Raw genomic sequence first — 21,215 nt, 5'->3', positions numbered from 1 at the left:
CACTTGACACATTAACCGCAAGGATTTTGAAGTTAAGCAGCGATAGTCAAAGCAGAATAGAACCTGCGCCGTTTTACAGCTGGTGGGATCCCGCCAATGGACGAGCAGATTCTGCGGTTGCTCCAGTAGCTCATAAAATATCGCCAGACCATCGTTTTTAACGCTTCAATCGTATAATCTTCAGATCTTCTGCCTCTATTATAAAACAATTCCTCCTTCATTCTTGCCCATATGCTTTCGCATCTTGCATTATCATGGCATCTTCCTCCAGCACTGTTCATGCTCTGGACAATGCCGTATTTTTGGATAGCAGTTCTGTACGCAGAACTGGTATACTGGCTGCCGCGATCGGAATGCACAATGGCTCCGCGAATCTCCGGATACCGCAAGCTTGCATTTTTCAGTGTTTCACAGCATAGTTCAGCTCGCATATGGTCCGCCATGGCAAGACCATTTGGCATCAGGTCATAGCAATCAAAAATCGCCGAAACATACAGTTTTCCGTCTTTTGCCTTGATTTCAGTAATGTCTGTAACGCATTTTTTCAAAGGTGCATCTGCTGTAAAATCACGTTTCAGAAGATCGTCTGATTTACGGGCTTCCCGGTCGGCTTTGGTGATTCCGTTGGGCTTTCGTTTGGGTTTATGAATCAGGTTTATCTGCTCCATCACGCTGCGGACAGTTGCTTCGCACGGGATTTTGATACCATCAAACTTGCCGACTTCTTTTCTGTACTTGAGTGCCTGATACATACGTACTCTGCCGTAATCCGCATTTTCTTCGTCCTCATCATGAATTTTCAACATGGCGTCAGCAAGTGGCTGATACTTCCATGGTTTGCCCTTACGCTCAAGATAATCGTAAAACGCCTGTCTGCTGACTTGCAGCGTGCTGCAGTAAAAACTGATTTTTCCGATGTTTCTGCCGTCATCTGTCCGGATTGCAATATACATCAGCCTTTGTTCTTTCCCGATTTCTGACGGCTGGCAGCGAAAAAAGCCGCTGCATCCTCCAAAAACGCATTCATTTCGCTTAGGCGTTTGTTTTCTTTTTCCAATGCTTTGATCCGCTTCCTCAGCTGCTGGTTTTCTTCGGCGATATTCAGCGATTCTTCCGGGCTGCGTTCTCCGCAGCCAATATCAAGGCTTCCGATTTTTACTTTTCTGATCCAGCCGTACAGCGTATTTACGGGTATCTGAAGTTCATTCGCTGCATTTACCGCACCTATCTTTTTTGCAAGCTTTACTGCCTGCACTTTGTACTCATTTTCATATTGTTTATTTTCTGACATTCCTTTTTCCTCCATTTTTTCTTTTCCTATTTTATTCCTTTGAGGTTAGGGTGTCAAGTTTTATTATACTACATCAACTATTTTGTGTCGCTTCTCGTTTACAATTTTGCAACTTGCATATGTGGCAGTATGTATCCGAATATCCCAAAAAAAGAAAATACAAGTACAAGATCAATCGAAGAACTGCCACCAGATTGATCTACCATAATCTGATGGGTGTACTGTTCAAAAGCATTCCCTCTCTTTTGCGTGTCTTGAACGCACTCAAATCTGATATCATCAAACATCTTTCTCCCGTCCGTCCGAATCGCTCTTTTCCTCGCCATTTTGATACTTCCAGACATTCTGCTTGCCATTCAAGGGCCGTTTTAAGTTAATGACATTGCGAAAGAAGCCCACCCGCTGGCTTCGTTTCTCATCGGGCTGGTACTGCTGGGAGCAGGCATCTTCTGGGTGCTGAACTCCTTTGTGGTGTCCTTCTCGTGGGGCAGCCTGTGGGGCGGCTTCGGCATGAACACTTCGCTGGCAACTGGTCTGATGCTGGTGCCGCTGCTGATCGGCATCGGTCTGCTGTTCTTCTTGGATAGAAAGTGGATCGGCTGGGTGGTGACGGCAATCGGACTGCTGGCAATTCTGGTAACGCTGCTGACTTCGGTGCGGTTTCGTCCGGTGTCGGCTTCGCTGTGGCAGTATGTGGTCATGTTCGGCATGATCGCAGCCGGTTGCGGTCTGGTGGCGAGAGGACTGCTGAAAAGCAGAGATTAAGGGAACGTAGAAACCGGCTTTGTACGACGTTTCCTGAAAAAGGCGTGTGGTTTTGCGGAACTACACGTCTTTTTTTGTGAGAATGCACGGCTTGCCAATCATGCGAAATCATGCTATAATAAAAAAGACGGTATAAAGTTTACACATTGTTTTGCTGCGGGTGGGAATTGACACCTATTTAAGCCTATAGCTTGCCTGTATCTAAACTTTATGCAGTGCTCTCAAAAAACGATCACAGAAACAGGAGGCACATCGATGAACTATCGAATATTTCTGGTGGAGGACGACCGCAGCATTGCGGACGGACTGCGGTACCAGCTGGAACAGTGGGATTTTACAGTACAGGTGGTGCAGAATTTCCGCGGCGTGCTGGGAGAATTCACGGCGTTTGACCCGCATCTGGTGCTCATGGACATCATGCTGCCCTGTTATGACGGCTACCACTGGTGTCGGGAGATCCGGCAGGTGTCACAGGTGCCGATCATTTTTCTGTCCTCGGCTTCGGACAATATGAATTTAATTATGGCAATGAACATGGGCGGGGACGATTTTATTGCCAAGCCCTTTGACTGGAACGTGCTGCTGGCAAAGATACAGGCACTGCTCCGGCGAACCTACGACTTCGGCGGGCAGACGGCTCTGCTGGAACATCGGGACGCGATCCTCAACACCGCAGATGCCGTGCTGACCTATCACGGAGAACGCATTGACCTGACCAAGAACGAGTACCGGATCCTACAGGCTCTGCTGGAACAGAAGGGCAAGGTCGTCAGTCGGGAAACCTTAATGGAACGGCTCTGGGCAACGGACAGCTTTGTGGACGAGAACACCCTGACTGTCAACGTGAACCGGCTGCGGAAAAAGCTGGACAAGGCAGGGCTGCACGACTTTATCCGTACCAAAGTGGGCATGGGGTATCTGGTGGAATAGGAGGACGGCATGAAAATTTTCGGGGATTATCTCCGCCGGCATCTGGGCGGTATCGGGATATTTCTGGCATGCTGCGGCATTTTTGTGCTGGTATTTTCTCTGTACGACCTGCCGGCGGAAGCCGTGCTGTACGGCGGTGTGCTGTCGGCGGTGCTGTATTTGTTCTGGTTTTTGATGCATTTCCGGAAGTACTATCAGAAGTGCCGCACACTCCGGCAGATGCAGCAGGAGATCGTCATTACTACCCAGTACCTCCCGTCACCGGAAGATGTGTCAGAGCAGGCGTATCAGGAACTGGTGGAACTGCTGTATCAGAAGCAGCAGGAACTGACACAGGAATGGCAGGTGCGGTACAGCGACATGATGGAATATTACACGGCGTGGACGCACCAGATGAAAACGCCGATCGCTGCCATGCGGCTGCACCTACAGGCGGCGGACACGCCGGAAAATCACATCTTGCTGGAAGATCTACAGCGAATTGAACAGTATGTGGAAATGGTGCTGTGCTATCTGCGGCTGGACTCAGATTCCACGGATTATCTCTTTGTGCGGTGTGATCTGGACAGCGTTGTCCGGCAGGCAGTGCGGCGGTTTTCCTCCCAGTTTATCCACCGGAAGATTCGGCTGGAATATGAGCCGCTGGGGTGTCGGGTGCTGACTGATGAAAAGTGGCTGCTGTTCGTGCTGGAGCAGGTGCTTTCCAATGCGTTGAAATATACCCCCTCCGGCGGAACGGTTTCGATTTTTCTGGAGGAGCCGAAAACATTGTGCATTCGGGATACGGGAATCGGCATTGCGGCGGAGGATCTGCCCCGTATTTTTGAAAAGGGCTTTACAGGCTGCAACGGCAGAACGGACAAAAAGGCAAGCGGCATCGGGCTGTATCTCTGCCGGCGAATCTGCCGGAACCTGAACCATACCATTACAGCGGAGTCGCAGGCAGAGCAAGGCACCACCATTCGCATCGGCATGTTTCGGGAAACACGTGGCATTGAGTGATGTGACAAAAATGTAAGAAAGAAAGCGGGAAATGTAAGCCGAATCGATGGCGAAGCATTTCCCGTTTGTGGTATACTGTAGTAGTCAAGGCAATACCGCACAAAGAGCGTCTGGCGACTTTGCACGCCATCTGCTTGCAAATTTCCCGTCATATTTCACAAAAATGCTCGTGAATACATCAAGTATTCACTCCGCTTTTTGTTTCATCTGACGAAAAATTTGACGACGCATCTGTCGCACAATTTTTGTGCGGTATTGCCTCAACAAAACATGGGCAACACTGCATAAGGCTTGTGTGTTGTCCATACACGCAAAGATGAAGGAGGTCATTGCAATGGCAATGCTGGAAGTAGCACATTTGAAAAAGGTTTACACCACTCGTTTCGGCGGCAATCAGGTCGAGGCTCTGCGGGACGTTTCCTTTGCGGTGGAGCAGGGAGAATATACAGCGATCATGGGGGAATCCGGTTCCGGAAAGACTACGCTGCTGAACATTCTGGCGGCACTGGACAAGCCTACCAGCGGCATGGTACAGCTGGACGGAAACGACCTGACACAGATCAAGGAATCCCGTATCGCCGCATTCCGGCGGGATCATCTGGGGTTTGTCTTTCAGGACTTCAACCTGCTGGACACCTTTTCACTGGAGGACAACATCTATTTGCCGCTGGTGCTGGTGGGAACGCCCTATGCGGAGATGCAGCGGCGGCTGGAACCCATTGCGAAACAGCTGGGCATCACCCAGCTGCTGAAAAAATTCCCCTATGAGGTTTCCGGCGGACAGAAACAGCGTGCCGCCGTGGCTCGTGCCCTAATCACCAACCCGCGTCTGATTCTGGCAGATGAGCCTACCGGTGCACTGGACTCCCGTTCCTCTGATGAACTGCTGGCACTGTTTTCGGCGATCCACCAGTCGGGACAGACCATTGTCATGGTAACGCACTCCACCAAGGCGGCGGCAAGTGCCGGACGGGTAATGTTTATCAAGGACGGCGAAGTGTTCCACCAGCTGTATCGGGGGAACGACACCAACGAACAGTTCTATCAGCGGATTTCGGACACTCTGACATTGCTGACTACCGGAGGTGAGGCACGATGAACATGCATCTCTATCCTAAATTGGCATGGCACGGCATTATCAAGAACAAGAAAACCTATGTGCCGTTCCTGCTGACCAGCATCGGACTGGTCATGATGTTTTACATCGTGTCCTATCTCACCTATAACAAATCCGTCAAGCAGATGCGTGGCGGCAGCGATATGCAGATGATCTTGTCATGGGGTGTACCGGTGGTGGCATTTTTTGTTGTCATCTTTCTGTTCTACATGAATTCGTTCCTCATGCGTCGCCGGAAAACGGAGTTCGGACTGTATAATATTCTGGGCATGGGAAAGGGCAATATCGCCCGCGTGCTCCTGTGGCAGAATCTCATGCTGTTTGCCGTTTCCATTGTCGGCGGTCTGGGCATGGGCATTCTGCTGTCCAAGCTGGCGGAACTCTGTGCGGCGAAAATGCTGTCCAATCAGGCTTCTCTGGCATTTGTCATTGAACCTTCTGCGGTGCGAAATACCCTGTTACTGACAGTCCTGTCTTTTGTGCTGATCCTGCTGTATTCGCTGGGACAGATCCGTGTGGCAAAGCCAATAGAACTGCTCCACGGAGAAAAGACCGGCGAAAAGCCGCCGAAGGCACGCTGGATACTGGCACTGCTGGGCATGTTATTGCTGGGTACCGCGTATTATCTGGCGTTGACCACAAAAGATCCCATACAGGCACTGTTGGTGCTGTTTATTGCCATTGTGCTGGTCATTATCGCTTCTTACCTGCTGTTCATCTGCGGCTCTGTGGCACTGTGCAAGCTGCTCCAGAAAAACAAAAAGTACTACTATAAACTGAACCATTTCGTTTCCGTTTCCTCTATGTCCTACCGCATGAAGCGGAACGGTGCCAGTCTGGCTTCCATTTGTATCCTCTCCACCGGCGTGCTGGTGATGATCTCGTCCTCTCTCTGCCTGCGGATCGGCGAAGATGCCAGCCTGCACACCCGCTATCCCAGAGATCTGGAAGTCAGCATTTCCACCAAGGACTACGACCAGAGTGTTGCAGCGGCATCTTATATGGAACAGCAGGTCGATGCCGTATTACAGGCATCGCATCAGACCAGAAAGAATGTACTCGCCTACAACAATCTGAATTTCGCGGCGTTAAGACAGGGTGGCGACATTTCAGTAAAACAGTACACGGAAGTCAGCGGCACCCAGTATGCGGAGAGTATCGACAAACTGGTCATGCTGAATTTCGTGACACTGGACACCTACGAAAAGATCACCGGCACAACGGAAACACTGGGCGAAAACGAAGTGTTGCTGTGTATGTTCCGCGGAACGTTCAGCGGAGATGCCCTGAATATCGATGACCAGTTCCAATTTCATATCAAGAAGCAGGTTCCTGACTTTCTTGAAATCGGTGACAATGCCATTGCGACCTATCCGACCATGTACCTGGTGGTTCCGGACGGCGAAACTATGAGCCGGCTCTACGAGTATCAGTATTCTGTCTACGGCGAAGAAATGGCGTCCAGTTATCAGACCTGTCTGGGATTTGATCTGGACTGCAACGCGGACACACAGATAGAACTGGAAAAACAACTGGAGCAGCAGTTTGCCGACAATGCACAGACACATCAGGAATATTTTTACGAAGTCAAAAGTTTGGAGATGCAGCGGTACAGCTTCTACTCCCTGTTCGGCGGGCTGCTGTATCTGGGCATTTTGTTGAGCGTGGTATTCCTGTTCGGCACGGTGTTGATTATGTACTACAAGCAGATCTCCGAGGGGTACGAAGATGCAGCACGGTTCGAGATCCTGCAAAAGGTGGGCATGACGCGAAAGGAGATCAAAAAGAGCATCAACTCCCAGATCCTGACAGTTTTTGCCGCACCGCTGCTGGCATCGGGTGTGCACCTGTGCTTTGCGTTCCCGCTGATCCGGAAGCTGCTGATGATGTTCGGGCTGTCGAATACGCCGCTGCTGGTGGGCGTGACTGGGGGCAGCTATCTGGTGTTTGCAGTGCTGTATGTGGTTATGTACAAGGCAACTTCCCGCAGCTACTACCAGCTGGTAAAATGATGCGGCAGCGAATTTACCGCGGGGCAGTGCTGGCTGTGGGGCTGATGCTGCTGGCAGTCGCAGCCGTGCCGCTGGCGGTATTTCTGGGAATTGCCGGTGCGGTGTGGAAAATCATGAACTGGCTGTTGGAAAGGGGCAATGCAGAATGAAACTGCGGAAAATCTGGGTGCTGCCGCTGCTGCTGGCACTGGTTTGCAGCGTGGGCTGCGGCGGGAAAGCGGATCTGCTGCACGGCTATGAAAAGGTGGTGTCCTCCATGGGCTCGCTGGCACGTACCTCGGAGCACAAGCTCATTGGCACGCGAACCTGCGGGAGCGACAACTACACCGGAGCCTATGCCGCCACATGTCGGCAGGCACGGGGAAAAGATGTGGTTTTCGGCGGGTGCAGCTTGCAGGCAAGGCGGCTGCAAGTCACGGGCTCGGTTGCCTGCCAGTCCGGCTTTGTGCAGCTGATCGTGAAAAACGGCAGCGACGAACTGTGGCTCACACCCGATGCAAACGGGAACATCTCACAAGAGATCACCGGCAGCGGCGGCGACTGGTATCTTTCGGTGGAATATGCCGATTTTTCCGGCAGCGTGACATTATGCAGTGCTTATGCGAAATGAAAAAAAGCGTATCGTCTGGGACGGTACGCTTTTTGCTATTTCACACGGACGATCGTGTTTCTTTTTGCTGAGCCTGTTGTTCGGAGAGGGTATCAAGAAACTGTTCCAGCCTGCCCTTGTTGCGTTCGGTGAGGGCGTTGTATTTTTGCAGCACCAGCAGGGCATCGTCTGCAATGGTGATCCCGTGGGGATTTTTCGGGAGATTGGTGCGTCCGGCGAGATAGTCCAGACTGACATCGTAGAAATTCGCCAGCAGGACGGCACGGGAAAAGGGAAGTTCTCGTTCTCCCTTTTCATATTTGCCATAATACTGGGCAGTTGTTCCCAAATATGCTGCAATTTCAGTTTGTGTTTTGTCTGCATCTTCCCGCAAGTCGCGGATTCGCTGATAAAAAGCCATTTGAGCCACTCCTTTTTGCATTTATTTTATCATAAATGACTAAAAGATATTGACTTTTCAATCTAAATAGATTATAATAGATAAAAAGAAGTCAGATGTGACTACTTTAAAATCGAAGGAGTTGGTATAAATGAAAGCATACGGAAGAAAATGGTTTGTCCGGTGGGTTGCGGCGTTTGTCAGCATTGTGTTATTTGGAACATATCTGGGTTCTTTGTCAATGAATACACTGACAGTCTCTGCGATTTGCTGTCGAAAGGATGGCTTTGATAAGAGCAGATATACTCTGACCGGCAATGTTGCACAGGATGTTGCGACGATAGCGAAATCACAAGCTGGTCGAACTTGTTCTGATTTTGGGTATTCTGGGGTCGATTATGGGGCGTGGTGTGATGAATATGTTGCGGACTGCCTTGAAAATGCCGGATGTGATGATTCAATCGTTGCACACGGTGGAACGGTTGCAGATTTTGAAAAAAAGATGCGAAAAAGAGGTGCGGTTGTAGTATCTTCGCCGCAGCCGGGAGACCTGTTGTTTTTTTCATGGTCGCACGTGGAAATTGTAACAAGGGTCGAGGGTGGCACTGTGTACTGTGCCGGCGGTAATAACCAGGGGAAAACTTATCCTGGCGGAAGATGTGCCGGAGAGAGAAATGCACAGAGCGTTGCGAAAAGCATGGGCGGTTCGATTCGGTTGTATTTGAGACCGAATTATCCAAATCCAAATCCAGATCCGCCGAAACCTAGTAAATGGTATGACAGTTATCCTCTTGTAGATGTGGGATCAGATTTTTGTGCATTTATTATTAATACAGAAGCTTGGAAAAATATTACAAATGAAAGCAATAGTAATGTTCTTATGCGAAATGAAACTGGATATGCAGAACAGGTTTGGAAATTTATTAGAAATGATGATGGCAGTTATAGAATTATAAATTGTCGAACCGGCGATGCTTTAGACAGAGGTGGGTCAGATAATAATGTGTATGTAAGCCCTGATTGTGGAAATGATTATCAAAGTTGGTACATTTACGGAGAATCAGGGGCATATTTTTTTAAGCCTAAAAATTCGGATAATGTAATGGATATTTCTAGTGGTTCCGTTGAAGATGGTGCAAATGTGGGAATGTTTGAATGGAATGGAACAACTGCACAGAAATTTCAGATATGGAAATTAGATGTATGGACCAATCTAGGTTTGATTCAAAATGTCGGAACAAATTTTTATGCGTATTTAATTAATGTATATGCTTGGAAACACATAACAAATGAGAATAATGATAATGTTCTTATGAGAAATGAAACAGCATATGCAGAGCAAGTTTGGAAATTTATTCGCAATGATGATGGTAGTTATAAAATTGTGAATTGCAAGACAGGAAAGGTCATAGATTGGGATGATAAAAGCGGAAATGTTTATGTCAATTCTGACAACGGAAATGATTTTCAAAAGTGGTATATTTATGGAGAGTCTGGAGCTTACATTTTGAAACCAAAGAATTCAAGTTGTGTTTTAGATATTACAAGTGGCTCTGTAAATGATGGTGCAAATGTTCAAATCTATAATTGGAACGGAACTACTGCACAAAAGTTTCAGATTTGGAAATTGGATTACACGCCAGTTCTCCCCGGCGACCTCAACTCCGACAACACCCTCACCACCGCCGATGCCGTTCTACTCCAGCGATACCTTTTACAGGAACGCACCCTGACACAATCCCAGTGGCAGACCGCTGACCTCAACGCAGACGGCACTGTCAACGGCTTCGACTTGGCACTGCTCCGGCAGAAGCTGGTGGGATAGTTCCATTGCATCGCAGGGACAGATGCCCGCATCTGCCCGATAAGTGCCAGTGAATCAATTTTCTGGACGTTTAACAAGCTGTTCCCGTTCATGATCGGAAAGTTAAGACAAGCAGATGATCGCTTTTCTGCATCTCTATGGCTCGCCGAAAGATGTATTCAAGGGAATGCCAATAAACAAAGAATCTTTCAGGAAATGATGTCCAAAGTTGCATCAAAAACTCATTCAGAAGCATATTGAAATATAGCGTATTTGGAAATCCCATTCTCTCATAAAACAGCACGCCAAGAAACCCACTATTCATGGTTTTGGCGTGCTTGTTTTGTTATATAAAGTCTTCCTCCGCAAGTAATTCAGCCTGTGCAATGCTCCCTCTAGTCCATCACATATTTCGTAAGTCTGCCTTATTTACATAGATTCTCTTGAATTTAGTACTGCTGTCGTCCAAAAGCATATGCCTCTTTTCTTTCTCTTTCTTTTACTTTCTTTCGTTTCTTTCACAAATATAGCATAAGAAATAGAAAAAGTCAAGCATTTCCCCAGCAGTCAATCTTACGATTTCACGCTGGAATCGATTCTATGCAGAAAAAAGCATCATGACACCAGCCGCTCACAATGCCTGCTCAAAAATTTTTGGTGTGTTCCACCTACTTTATTTTGACCCCAAAACTGACCCCAATATACTGTACGCAGTGCATAAGCTGACAAATGTCAAAATAAAAAAACAACGCAATATCGCCATTATCGTACGATTTGAGTATATCTAAAATGTATCAAAAATATGAAATAAATCCCTCATAACCCGAAGGTCGTCAGTTCAAATCTGGCTCCCGCAACCAAACAACCCAATTACTAAAAGTAATTGGAAAGGAAGAAAAGCACGCAGTTTCGGTATTTTATCGAGGCTGCGTGTTTTTTTGTTGCCGTTTTTAAGGACACATAATATAGTAGAAAATATGCTTCGTACCCTTACCATACCCTTACCGATTTTCGGCAAGGGTATTTTTTCGAGTTGCTGACAGAAATTTGGAGAGGGAAGGACTTGAAAAACATCTTTTTTGCTGCTGTTTTCAAAAAGTTTACAAATGAAAAAGGATGCACAAATACCTGCTTTGTGTATCCTTTTCTGCCTCATTCTTGATAAATTGTTTTTCCGAATTTGTAGGCCTCTTTTAAGTGATTTGTCTTGCTGATCTGCGGTTTTCCGTTTGTATCTCCGCATCCTCCGGCTAGCAGCATTCCTTTATCATGAAATCCAATGTAGTGGATGATTGTAAATTTGTAGTACGACACCGCCTGCTCATATGTCCAAAATAGATCATCAGCAGAGGTCATCAGTAATGCTGCATCTTTCACAGGATATTTCTCATACCGTCCTAATGGCGGATTCGTGTCTTCCTCTGCGAGGCAATAGAATCGCTCAATGAATGCCTTTAGTTTCGCAGAGATTGTCCAAAACAACAGCGGAGAGGCAAATACGAGGAGATCAGCTGCCTTTATTTTAGGGACAAGTTCAGAAAAGCCGTCTTTCTGTACACACGGTTTTCCATACCGACAGGTATTACATCCTATGCAACTTTTCACTTCAACCTGATTCAATGATACAAGTTCAACCTCGTGCCCAGCATCAACAGCGCCTTGAATGAAGGCGTCTGCCAATTGTCTGGTGTTTCCTTTTGGGCGACCGCCGCCCAATATCACCAATATTCTTTTCATGAGGTTCTCCTCTTTTACAAACTGGAAGTTGTTTAAATCTTTTTTATTGGATGTCTGATAACGGTTTTCCACTTTTCGGGTGCAACCCTTCTTGCGTCTGACAGATAAATTTCATGGTGAAGCCGGGTGTCTGTTATGTCATTGACATATCTGTTTTTATCCAGATATTCGTCCATTAACGCAACAGTAGCCAGTTCATCATCAAATGAACCAAAGTGCATTGTCTGAATGCATAAGCCTTCGTCAATTGTCATAAACTCTGCTGATGAACAATCTAACATTTTCTTTTTGGTTGCTGTTTCAACCGCCCATTCAAAATCTTTTTGAGTTATAAAATCAGGCAAACGGATAACAGAAATCCAATTGAATGAAGATTTATTCGTATAGTCTATACCATCTATGTCGTCCTGCCACCAGAACCCCTCAAGTGGCGGAACTACATATTCGAAAAAACCTTCAATTTTATAATCCGTTTTATAACTCATTTTCAGAGTGTATGCAACAGCATATAATACACTAATTGCCTGCTGATATTCCCCACCTTCTTTGTTCGGATCGCCCTTTCCTCTGACAGCAATATAATTTGCTTTAGGAACAGTTACAATCTCTGGTTTATTCTTAGGCATATAAAATTCTTTGCATTCCTTCTTAAAATCAAAAGCCATAATTTCCTCCGTAAATTCCGATTTGTACGTCTGCTATGTTCAGTATACCACATTCCCAACCGAAAAACAAGAACTGACCACAAAAAACAACAGGAGAGCCATTCAAGCTCTCCCGTTGTCCTTTTCATTCCTTAAAACAAATCTGCTGTACTATTTGGATGTCTGTCGCTCAATATTCTTTTTAGTAGTTTCCTCCTCTGCAAACTGGGAATGATAAAATACACTCACTTAATAAAGCTTCTGATCTCTTGGCTTATTTCTTTATATTTGTAGTCGTGAACATAATGAGGACAATCTAATTCAATATAGCTTGTATTGTCATGCCCCGAAATATAGTTTTCAGGAATACTTCTCCACTTTTCTTTTGTAAAACCTGTACCACCTGAACCATTAGAAATAAACAATAACATTGGCACTTGCGGAATTCCGTTTTCTTTGACAATATTCGCATTATCTTTTACGACTTTGGCTTCATCTATCATGGTTTCAGTCGCTGTTCTCTGATAAAATACAGCTCTGTAAATCTCTTTTTCCTTTTCAGACAGCGTTCCATATTTGATAGTATCGCTTTCTGCAAGGCTTGGTATCCACCTTGTGATTCCCAAAACAGCACCATAATGTCCCAACTTCATCATAGGAATACTTATGTCCATTTCATCGTAATAAGCCGGTACAGCCATATCTAAACCGACAATTGCTTCAACCTCATCAGGGTATTTCTGTGCCCAGTATAAAGCCTCTAGTCCAGATAATGAGTGAGGACAAAGCACATACGGACCTTGTATTTCTGCTTGATCAAGTGCCATTCTCGTTTCGCTTAATATTGTATCAATATCTCTTTTTTCCTCTACAACATCGCTAAATCCGTAACCAAACTTTTCTACTACAACAATTTTATACTCATTACTTAAAAGCGAATAAAGTGACTTGAAGTCCAATATTGGCGAGCAGGTTCCGCCCCCTGACAGAAATACAAGCGTTTTATCGCCCTCACCCTCTGTGTATATGTTCATATTGTGACCATTTACTTCTACAAGTTCGCCCAAAGGAGTAAGTAAGTCCTTTTCTCTTGAACTGCATATTTTATGACGAACCAAAGATGTTATCACAAATAATATAATGATTGCAGCAATTATCAATACGACTTTTAATAATTTACGTAATGTCCTTTTCGTTCTATATGCCTTGCTCAAAATCGTTACCTCACTCAAATTTGATTCATATGTCTAAAACTCTGCATTTCGTTTTCCCCTATTATACCATATTCCCAACCGAAACACAAGCCGATTTCCAGCTGAAAGCACGGCATGAAAGTGAAAACTGACTTGAAAAACAAAAACAGATATGCTACAATAAAACCGTATACTATTGCAAAGGACTCAACAATGTGTAGTAAAATATTGTCTCTCAGGACAATAGACAGCTGCATGATCGGGAGAATGTTATGATAAAAGTTGCTGTTGTAGATGATGATGAACTGATATGCCAGGAAATCGTGCGGCTAATCAGTAAATGCAATGTTCATTATGATTTTGACTTTTGCTCTGAATGTTATACTTCTTGTGAAGAGATGTATCGTCTCCTTGCAAATGGAGAAAACTACGATTTGATCTTTTTAGATATAGAGTTTTCGGGCATGAATGGAATTGAATTGGGAAAACTGCTGCGTATGAAAATGAAAAATTATGATACGCAAATCATTTTTATTTCAGCAGTTAAAGACTATGCAATGGATTTGTTTCCCGTCAGACCAATTGATTTTCTCATAAAGCCGATTACAGAAGAAACACTCAGATTTTGTCTGCTTACTTACATGTCGTATTTTGAAAATTCGCATGGATTTATAGAATACACTTTGGAAAATATAAAGCATCGGATAAGAACCGGCGAAGTTTTGTATTTGGAAAGCAATCGAAAGAAAACCATACTGCACACCCGAAAAGGCAGTTTCTCCGTTTATGGGAAAGTTTCTGACATAATCGGAATCCATAAAAATAAGTTTGTCTGCATCTCACGTGGAATATACGTAAATATTCAGTATATCGTGGAGGCGACTGCAAGAGAAGTGTACCTCACAGATGGCGTAAGATTGTCTGTCAGCCGTGGCTGCCAGGATGCAGTGCGGGATCGGTTGTCTGAAATATAAGGAGGTAAAATGGAGAGCGTTTTATACATTACTTCAAACGCAATTCGCATCTATGCAATCAGTATTTTCATTACTGCGTTCTTGGGAAAAAGTCGGCTAAGTCCGGGAGTGAATCGTTTGATTTACCTTTTGTATTTTCTGATAAGCACGGTCGGGTGGCTGTATTGGAAAAGTCCTACGCTGAATCTATTTCTGAATACACTGCCGCTTTTAGGCATCACACTGCAATACGATTCGGGATGGTCTAAAAAAATATTTTCTGTCATAATATCCTGTGCTGTGGGAATGTTTGTAGACTGGATTGCAATTGCTGCTTTTGGAGATGTTCAGGTCATAAAAAGCGGCTTTGTACAATGTAATGTCATACTGATTTGTGCTGTTCTGTTCCGGCGTTATTATAAAAGGAAAGAGACCTGTCTCTTTCGCTCCAAATATGTCTGGCTTTTGATTTTTACGTCCATCGGAACCGGAGCAATTGGAGTAATGACAGTAGACGAGAACTCACCCTATGATTATATCATTGCAACCATATTGTTGTTAATCAATCTATTCACTTTCTATGTTTATCATTTGGAACAAGATCGTTGGTCAGTGCAATATCGGTTAAAATTGATCGAATCGTCTAATGAGGCATATCGAAATCAGCTGCAGATCGTAAATGAATCTCAGAAAAAAATACGTTTTTTGAAACATGACTTGAATCGTCATATCCAAAAACTGAAACTGCTTTCCGAAAAGGAGAATATGCAGGCAATCGTACAATACCTGAATGAAATGGAAGATGCTGCTGTAATCAAACAAGAGTATGTGAAAACAGGAAACGAAGATGTAGACAGTCTTTTGAATTATGAACTATCACTTGCCGCCGAATTCGGCACGGAGATCATTTGTGATGTGAACTTGCCTGAAAATCTGAACATTTCCTCTTTTGACATGACGATCATACTGGGAAATCTGATGGATAATGCGATTGAAGCACTCAGACATTCTAAGAGAAAGCAGCTGAAGGTCAACATTCGACTGCACAAGGGCATTATACGTATTGACCTTGAAAATACCTATGATCCGGCATATCGAAAAAAGCATGATGGCAGAGAACACGGAATCGGTCTTTTGAGTGTAGAGAATACCTTGCAAAAATATCATGGCAAGTTAGATTCGCATACAGAAGAAAATCGGTATTACACAACAGTTGTTTTCTACAACAGTTTGGACGAATGATCCGAAAAATATTGCTTATGAAAAGTTATTTGAAATCCGCTTGGCGTTTTAAGTCAGGCGGATTTTGCATTTTGTACCCAAAAACAATACCACTTGTACCATATTGCATTTCTTCCGCAAAATTTCTGCTATACTAATAATGGGTGGGTCAGTCGAAATCGAAAGAGTAAAAAGAACATGGTAATTGATCTTCAATTACGGATAAGTTGAGGTTTTTATGTCAGAAATTATAAAAATGCAAAATGTAGTAAAGGAGTTCATAGTACTGAACCGCCGTGAAGGTTTGAAAGGCAGCGTAAAAGACTTGTTCTCACGCAATTATAAGACAATTCGTGCTGTAGACAATATCAGTGTGATCATTGCACAGGGTGAGATTGTCGGATATCTTGGTCCGAACGGAGCAGGTAAGTCTACAACGATCAAAATGATGACTGGTGTTCTGGAACCAACCTCCGGTCAGATATGGATTGGCGGAAATGCTCCATATCAGAAACGCACACGAAATGCACAAGAGATTGGTGTTGTATTTGGACAGCGGACACAGCTTTGGTGGGCATTGCCGTTGGTGGAATCCTTTCGCATTCTAAAGGACATTTACCAGATAAGCGACGGGGATTATAACAGTATGCTGGAACTGTATCAGTCACTTGTGGATATTGAGCCGTTGCTGCACAAACCGGTTCGTCAGATGTCTCTCGGACAGCGTACACTCAGTGATATACTGGCAGCGTTTCTGCACAATCCTAAGATCGTCTTTCTGGATGAACCGACCATTGGTCTGGATGTTTCTATGAAGGCTAAGATTCGTACCTTGATTCATGCACTCAATCAAGAGAAAAATACGACTGTGATACTTACAACACATGATATGGGAGATGTGGATGCCCTTTGCCGTCGTATTATCATTATCGACAAGGGGAAAATGTTGTATGATAATGACATTGAGCATCTGAAAGGAGTTTTCGGTTCTTATCGCACATTGAAGATTCGCATAGATGGTGATATGAGACATCATGCTGAACGGATACAAAAAGAATTTTCTGCGTTTTCCGTATCAGCGGATGAGGAATGGATCTCAATTCTAGTAGATGAGGATAAGGCAAGAGTGATCGATGTTCTCAGCGAACTTCAAAAATCTCGCAGTATTCGGGATATGCAGCTGGAGGAGATTTCTACGGAAGAGGTCATCAAGAAAATATACGAGGATGGTGTATCATGAAATTGAAAAAATACCTTACGCTCACAAGAGCGGGCGTGATAGAATCTCTGCAATTTCGTCTTAGTACACTAATCATGATTGTCGGCAACTTGTTGTATCTGATTATTGTATATTTTCTGTGGAAAGCAATCTATGCCTCGGCAGGAACGGATACTGTCAGTGGAATGACATTTACAGAAACACTCATTTATCTTGTACTTGCTACAGCACTGTTTGGTTTTATGGAAATGTACACGGTGTGGGAGATCGGAAGAAATATTCAGTCGGGAAAAATCGTTTTGGATCTTTTGAAACCCATGAAGTATCGCAGTTATTTGTTTTGGTCATATTCCGGATCCTTTGTGACAAATTTCTTTTTCACCTTTTTTCCAACATTTCTGATTGTAATGTTTGTTACACACGGTGCGATTCACATAGGTATCAATCTGTTGTTATTTGCAGTGTCAGTGACAATGGCAGTTCTGATAAACTACAGTGTAGATTTTATTGTGGGAACAATTTGTCTTTATACGGAGTCAATATGGGGCATCAATATTATGAAACAGGTAGTTGTTCTTCTGCTGTCCGGGGCAACAATACCGCTGGCTTTCTTTCCAGAGCCTTTGAAGACAATGGTATATCATCTTCCGTTTCAGTCAATCTACAATGCACCGCTTTCTATTTTGCTGTATACTTCGTCGGATGATAAAAGTGTTCTGACAATTCTGGGAACGCAGCTGATGTGGTGTATTATAATGTCATGTCTCAGCAAGCTTTTCTGGAAAGTATCACTGCGGCAAATCACTGTGAATGGAGGGTGATCTTATGCGAAAAAAAGGGTTAGGATTCTACTTGCGTATTTACAGAAAGATTCTGGCACAGGACATAAAAAGCAAAATGAGTTATCGTGCTGATTTTATCATTTCAACAATCGGAATGATATGTACCAATGTCGCAGGATTTATCAGCTTTTGGATACTATTCCGCAACTTCCCGTCTGTCAACGGATGGAACTATTATGAAATGCTGTTTCTCTACGGATTTTCACTCATTGCGCTGACTCCGGTACAGTGTCTGTTTGATAATAACTGGAGTTTAAGAATATACGTTTATTCCGGTGATTTTATCAAATATTGCTTTCGTCCTATCAACCTGTTTTTTTATTACCAGTCAGAAGTCTTCGATATCAAGGGACTTGGGCAGCTTGCGTTTGGCATCGGCACGCTGGCATACGCATGGACAAAAATAGGTCTGGGTTTTACGCCGTTTATTCTTTTGAAAGTCGTGGTGTTTCTGCTGACTGCGTCACTTATTATGATAGCAATGCAAAATGCAGCAGCTGCAACTTGTTTCTGGATTCAAAATTCTTTCTATGTCCTGGATCTTGTGACACGATTCAAGGATTACGCAAAATACCCGATTACGATATTCAATCCTGTATTTCGGTTTGTATTTACCTTCTTGATTCCGATTGCATTTATCGCATATTACCCAAGTCTTGTGGTACTTCGACCAGATGAAGTACCATTGCTCTCGTGGCTGTCACCGTTTGTCGGAATACTGTTCTTCTGGTTAAGCTATAGATTTTGGATGTATGGTGCTATGAAGTATAGCGGTACAGGGTCATAAAAGGTGTAGGGGATATGCTTTGATTCGTCAATTTTACCGGATCAGATTCCTACTGACAGACTGCAAAAACAGCCGCACAGGGGATTAGAACAATAATAATTTGAAGTCACTGTTACGGCTAGTGATTTATAGGTATGGGGATGTAGCGGGAATGTAAAAAGGAGCGATTTTGGTCGCTCTCTAATCTTAGACAAACTGGAAGTTAGCGATTTCTTTTTCCGGTATTCTCTGTCCCACGGATTTCCTCATGATAGAAATAATCTACGATCACCGGATGCCCCTGCGGGACTCTGCCATAAGGCATTTCATTATCCACAAAGGCACAATCATACTTCTTAGCCATTCTCTCAGCTTTTACTTCAAGTGCTTCAAAATAGCTGCGGTTATGCTTGTTATAGATCTCATCGTAAAGCGGTACAAGATCAGGATGTTTTCCGGCGATATAATCCATAATCGTCTTCTTGAAACCGCCCCGAAGATTGAGATTTTCGAGCCAGAACAGATCGCACTGATCCTTTACCCGCTCAAAAATGGCTTCAAAGTCCGTGATACCGGGAAATACCGGGGATACGAAACAGACTGTACGGATACCTGCTTCATATACCTGCTTCATAGCAGCGATACGCCGTTCAATGCTCGAAGCAGAGTCCATATCGTTCTTGAAATTTTCATCCAGTGTGTTGATCGACCATGAAACGGTTACTCGTCCAAGCTTTTTCAGCAGATCAATATCCCGCACCACAAGATCTGACTTTGTGCAGATCAGAATATCTGCGTCACTGCCGATCAGCTGCTCCAGAAGTTTTCTGGTATTCCTGAATTGCTCCTCCTGTGGATTGTAGCCATCTGTCACAGAACCGATGACTACCCGCTGTCCGGCATATTTCTTCGGATTTTTAATTTCCGGCCAATGCTTCACATCAAGGAATGTGCCCCATTCCTCCGTGTGTCCTGTAAAGCGCTTCATAAAAGAAGCATAACAATACTTGCAGGCATGTGTACAGCCCACGTAGGGATTGACCGAGTAACCGCCTACCGGCAGACTGGACTTGGTCATGATGTTCTTTGTTTCCACCTCACGAATGAGGATTCCATCGATTACTTCTGCCATGATCTCTGTACCTCTAACACTTTATTGAATTCTTCTGGCATTTCCTGAATCATATTTTCATCCCCTATGATAGGGACAAGGTCTTCCTTCATAAACACCGGAATTCCGAGCGTATGTGCCTGGTCTGTCAGAGACCATGCCCATTCCGTCTCCGTATGAATCTTCCTGCTCTGAGCCCCGGTCATGGTGCCGACAACAATCCAGCTGATTCCGGAAAGGTCAACTGTGCCGGGATCGTCGAATAACGGCTCAAAGGTAACATGGTAATGTTTTGCTCTGACGTTTTCCCGAAGGGCGTCGATACGCCACAGTTCTGCTTTCCTCGTCACCGTAACGCCAAACCATGCGTTTTCCAGATCGGTATCAAAATCCAGCAGATCGGGGCGCTTGGTCAGAAACAGGAACTGATGCTGTGGATTTTCACGGATCTTTGCAAATACCTCGTCTCTCCATTCCGGCTTCCATCCGGAGAGATCGCTCATGCCGGTAAGAAGAAAGTTCTGCGGACGTTTTTTTTCCATCATCTTGAGCTTACCCGGAAAGAATTCAGGGTCAGTGAAGTCATCAATCATATGCCAGCGTTTCACGTTGTTGCGGGCATAGCAATATGTACACCCCACTGTGCAGCCAATGACGATATTCATGTTCTGAATCTGATCTTTGATACAAATACTCATGATTTCTGCCACTCCTCAAGATTCTTTCTGATGCGGTCGAGGCATTCCTCAAACTGGGTAATTTCTTCCTCTGAAAAACCTTTGTAGTAAATACTGCCCATCTCATCAGATACAGAATCGTACTCGCCCTTTAAAGCATGTGCTTTCTCAGTCAGAAACAGGAGTGTTTTCCTTTTGTCCGTTTCAGACTGAACACGGCTTATCAGCCCTTGATTTTCCATTCTTTCCAGCATCGTAGTAAGAGATGTTATTGCTAATCCGCATTTAGTCGAGAGCGACCTGATTGAGATACCATCCTCCTGCCACAGCACATAAAGAATACGCCCCTGGGCTCCATTAAACGCATCAATATTCTTTTCACTGAGAATCTTCTCGAAAATCCGGTCTCCAAGCTGTTTTATTTTGGTGACAAGAAATCCTCCATTCATTTCCATACAAAAGCTCCTATATAGTAGTTTATTAGATTATACTATATAGGAGCTTTGTTGTCAAGAGCTTTTTCAAAAATATTCTGTACAAATTACGATTTGCAGAGAAAAAGATCGACTAAGGATAATATTTCGACTGCCTTTTTAGGCTTTAGTCTTGAAAAAAGTACAGGAACTTGCAAATTTTGCGATTTCTTGTGCGTAAATAATTAAGTTGCGAACATCGTTTCTTCGGAGATTATGATGTGCGATTTTTAAGGAAAGATGCGGCAAAGCGTATCACTTTTCTCACTGCATAAAAATAAAACCAGCCTGAGATTCTGCAATTGGAATCTCAGGCTGGTTGTTTTATCGGTTTTTTAGAAGTGAGAAAGTGATGTGGTTATAATTGTTTCATGATAGATTTGGAACATAAGTGTAACACCAAAAGAGTGACAAATAGACCCACCGAAAAAAAGTCTGTAAAAACGCAGTCAACTATGGTAAAATATAA

General features: G+C 44.3%; 22 protein-coding genes. 13 read left to right on the top strand and 9 right to left on the bottom strand.

Annotation, left to right across the window (positions count from 1 at the left end):
* Positions 1–32 precede the first annotated feature (32 nt).
* Positions 33–953, bottom strand: a complete 921-nt coding sequence (locus tag DXB92_RS11910; protein WP_207658599.1) for an IS3 family transposase — start codon at positions 951–953, stop codon at positions 33–35.
* Positions 953–1,306 (bottom strand): transposase, encoded by a 354-nt coding sequence (locus DXB92_RS11905; protein WP_117734034.1) that lies wholly within the window; start codon positions 1,304–1,306, stop codon positions 953–955. Before DXB92_RS11905 ends, DXB92_RS11910 begins: the two co-directional genes overlap by 1 nt.
* A 438-nt stretch (positions 1,307–1,744) precedes the next feature.
* On the opposite strand from DXB92_RS11905, the gene DXB92_RS11895 reads away from it, so the two are divergent.
* The 7 genes from DXB92_RS11895 (at position 1,745) to DXB92_RS11870 (ending at position 7,727) form a co-directional block, all read left to right on the top strand.
* The gene (locus DXB92_RS11895; RefSeq protein ID WP_117734032.1) at positions 1,745–2,056 is read left to right on the top strand and encodes a hypothetical protein; all 312 of its coding nucleotides are present in this window, start codon (positions 1,745–1,747) and stop codon (positions 2,054–2,056) included.
* Between the two features lie 255 nt (positions 2,057–2,311).
* Positions 2,312–2,986 carry a response regulator transcription factor gene (locus DXB92_RS11890; protein WP_117734031.1) on the top strand — a complete coding sequence of 225 codons (675 nt, stop codon included), beginning with the start codon at positions 2,312–2,314 and terminating at the stop codon, positions 2,984–2,986.
* A gap of 9 nt (positions 2,987–2,995) precedes the next feature.
* Positions 2,996–3,988, top strand: coding sequence for a sensor histidine kinase (locus DXB92_RS11885; protein ID WP_117734030.1), 993 nt, complete (start codon positions 2,996–2,998; stop codon positions 3,986–3,988).
* Positions 3,989–4,322: 334 nt separating this feature from the next.
* Positions 4,323–5,087 (top strand): ABC transporter ATP-binding protein, encoded by a 765-nt coding sequence (locus tag DXB92_RS11880; protein ID WP_117734029.1) that lies wholly within the window; start codon positions 4,323–4,325, stop codon positions 5,085–5,087.
* Entirely contained in the window at positions 5,084–7,117 is a 2,034-nt protein-coding gene (locus DXB92_RS11875; RefSeq protein ID WP_117734028.1) for an ABC transporter permease, read from the top strand. Before DXB92_RS11880 ends, DXB92_RS11875 begins: the two co-directional genes overlap by 4 nt.
* On the top strand, positions 7,114–7,266 hold the full coding sequence (locus tag DXB92_RS13820; protein ID WP_181977058.1) for a hypothetical protein: 153 nt from the start codon (positions 7,114–7,116) through the stop codon (positions 7,264–7,266). The genes DXB92_RS11875 and DXB92_RS13820 overlap by 4 nt, the downstream gene beginning before the upstream one ends.
* Positions 7,263–7,727: a hypothetical protein gene (locus tag DXB92_RS11870; protein ID WP_117734027.1), complete on the top strand. Its 465-nt coding sequence runs from the start codon at positions 7,263–7,265 to the stop codon at positions 7,725–7,727. Before DXB92_RS13820 ends, DXB92_RS11870 begins: the two co-directional genes overlap by 4 nt.
* A 40-nt stretch (positions 7,728–7,767) precedes the next feature.
* Here DXB92_RS11870 and DXB92_RS11865 read toward each other — a convergent pair whose 3' ends face one another.
* Entirely contained in the window at positions 7,768–8,127 is a 360-nt protein-coding gene (locus DXB92_RS11865) for a helix-turn-helix transcriptional regulator (protein ID WP_117734026.1), read from the bottom strand.
* Between the two features lie 130 nt (positions 8,128–8,257).
* Here DXB92_RS11865 and DXB92_RS11860 point away from each other — a divergent pair, with 130 nt between their 5' ends.
* Complete coding sequence (locus tag DXB92_RS11860) at positions 8,258–9,931, top strand: RICIN domain-containing protein (RefSeq protein WP_117734025.1); 1,674 nt, start codon at positions 8,258–8,260, stop codon at positions 9,929–9,931.
* Between the two features lie 1,131 nt (positions 9,932–11,062).
* Here the strand turns inward: DXB92_RS11860 and DXB92_RS11845 are convergent.
* The 3 genes from DXB92_RS11845 to DXB92_RS11835 form a co-directional block, all read right to left on the bottom strand.
* Entirely contained in the window at positions 11,063–11,719 is a 657-nt protein-coding gene (locus DXB92_RS11845; RefSeq protein WP_341473046.1) for a flavodoxin family protein, read from the bottom strand.
* Entirely contained in the window at positions 11,680–12,312 is a 633-nt protein-coding gene (locus DXB92_RS11840) for a GyrI-like domain-containing protein (protein WP_117734021.1), read from the bottom strand. Before DXB92_RS11840 ends, DXB92_RS11845 begins: the two co-directional genes overlap by 40 nt.
* A 224-nt stretch (positions 12,313–12,536) precedes the next feature.
* Positions 12,537–13,505 (bottom strand): alpha/beta hydrolase, encoded by a 969-nt coding sequence (locus tag DXB92_RS11835; protein WP_117734020.1) that lies wholly within the window; start codon positions 13,503–13,505, stop codon positions 12,537–12,539.
* Between the two features lie 251 nt (positions 13,506–13,756).
* Between DXB92_RS11835 and DXB92_RS11830 the strand changes: the two genes are divergently transcribed.
* The 5 genes from DXB92_RS11830 (at position 13,757) to DXB92_RS11810 (ending at position 18,506) form a co-directional block, all read left to right on the top strand.
* The gene (locus DXB92_RS11830; RefSeq protein ID WP_117734019.1) at positions 13,757–14,458 is read left to right on the top strand and encodes a LytTR family DNA-binding domain-containing protein; all 702 of its coding nucleotides are present in this window, start codon (positions 13,757–13,759) and stop codon (positions 14,456–14,458) included.
* Positions 14,459–14,467: 9 nt separating this feature from the next.
* Positions 14,468–15,679, top strand: a complete 1,212-nt coding sequence (locus DXB92_RS11825; RefSeq protein ID WP_117734018.1) for an ATP-binding protein — start codon at positions 14,468–14,470, stop codon at positions 15,677–15,679.
* 217 nt (positions 15,680–15,896) lie between these two features.
* Positions 15,897–16,898: an ATP-binding cassette domain-containing protein gene (locus tag DXB92_RS11820; protein ID WP_117734017.1), complete on the top strand. Its 1,002-nt coding sequence runs from the start codon at positions 15,897–15,899 to the stop codon at positions 16,896–16,898.
* The gene (locus tag DXB92_RS11815) at positions 16,895–17,698 is read left to right on the top strand and encodes an ABC-2 family transporter protein (RefSeq protein ID WP_117734016.1); all 804 of its coding nucleotides are present in this window, start codon (positions 16,895–16,897) and stop codon (positions 17,696–17,698) included. The genes DXB92_RS11820 and DXB92_RS11815 overlap by 4 nt, the downstream gene beginning before the upstream one ends.
* Before the next feature lie 4 nt (positions 17,699–17,702).
* Complete coding sequence (locus DXB92_RS11810) at positions 17,703–18,506, top strand: ABC-2 family transporter protein (protein ID WP_117734015.1); 804 nt, start codon at positions 17,703–17,705, stop codon at positions 18,504–18,506.
* A gap of 202 nt (positions 18,507–18,708) precedes the next feature.
* Here the strand turns inward: DXB92_RS11810 and DXB92_RS11805 are convergent, their stop codons facing one another.
* From DXB92_RS11805 to DXB92_RS11795, 3 genes are read right to left on the bottom strand one after another with little or no spacing between them, the layout of a single operon-like run.
* On the bottom strand, positions 18,709–19,617 hold the full coding sequence (locus DXB92_RS11805; RefSeq protein ID WP_117734014.1) for a radical SAM mobile pair protein B: 909 nt from the start codon (positions 19,615–19,617) through the stop codon (positions 18,709–18,711).
* Complete coding sequence (locus DXB92_RS11800) at positions 19,605–20,294, bottom strand: radical SAM mobile pair protein A (RefSeq protein ID WP_117734013.1); 690 nt, start codon at positions 20,292–20,294, stop codon at positions 19,605–19,607. Before DXB92_RS11800 ends, DXB92_RS11805 begins: the two co-directional genes overlap by 13 nt.
* The gene (locus DXB92_RS11795; protein WP_055274716.1) at positions 20,291–20,728 is read right to left on the bottom strand and encodes a radical SAM mobile pair system MarR family transcriptional regulator; all 438 of its coding nucleotides are present in this window, start codon (positions 20,726–20,728) and stop codon (positions 20,291–20,293) included. Before DXB92_RS11795 ends, DXB92_RS11800 begins: the two co-directional genes overlap by 4 nt.
* Between the last annotated feature and the right edge of the window lie 487 nt (positions 20,729–21,215).

The organism is Ruminococcus sp. OM06-36AC (genome assembly GCF_003438725.1).
GTDB lineage: Bacteria > Bacillota > Clostridia > Oscillospirales > Ruminococcaceae > Ruminococcus_C > Ruminococcus_C callidus.
The sequence above is the reverse complement of the archived record's forward strand: the minus strand, read 5'-3'. Positions and strand labels throughout refer to the sequence as shown.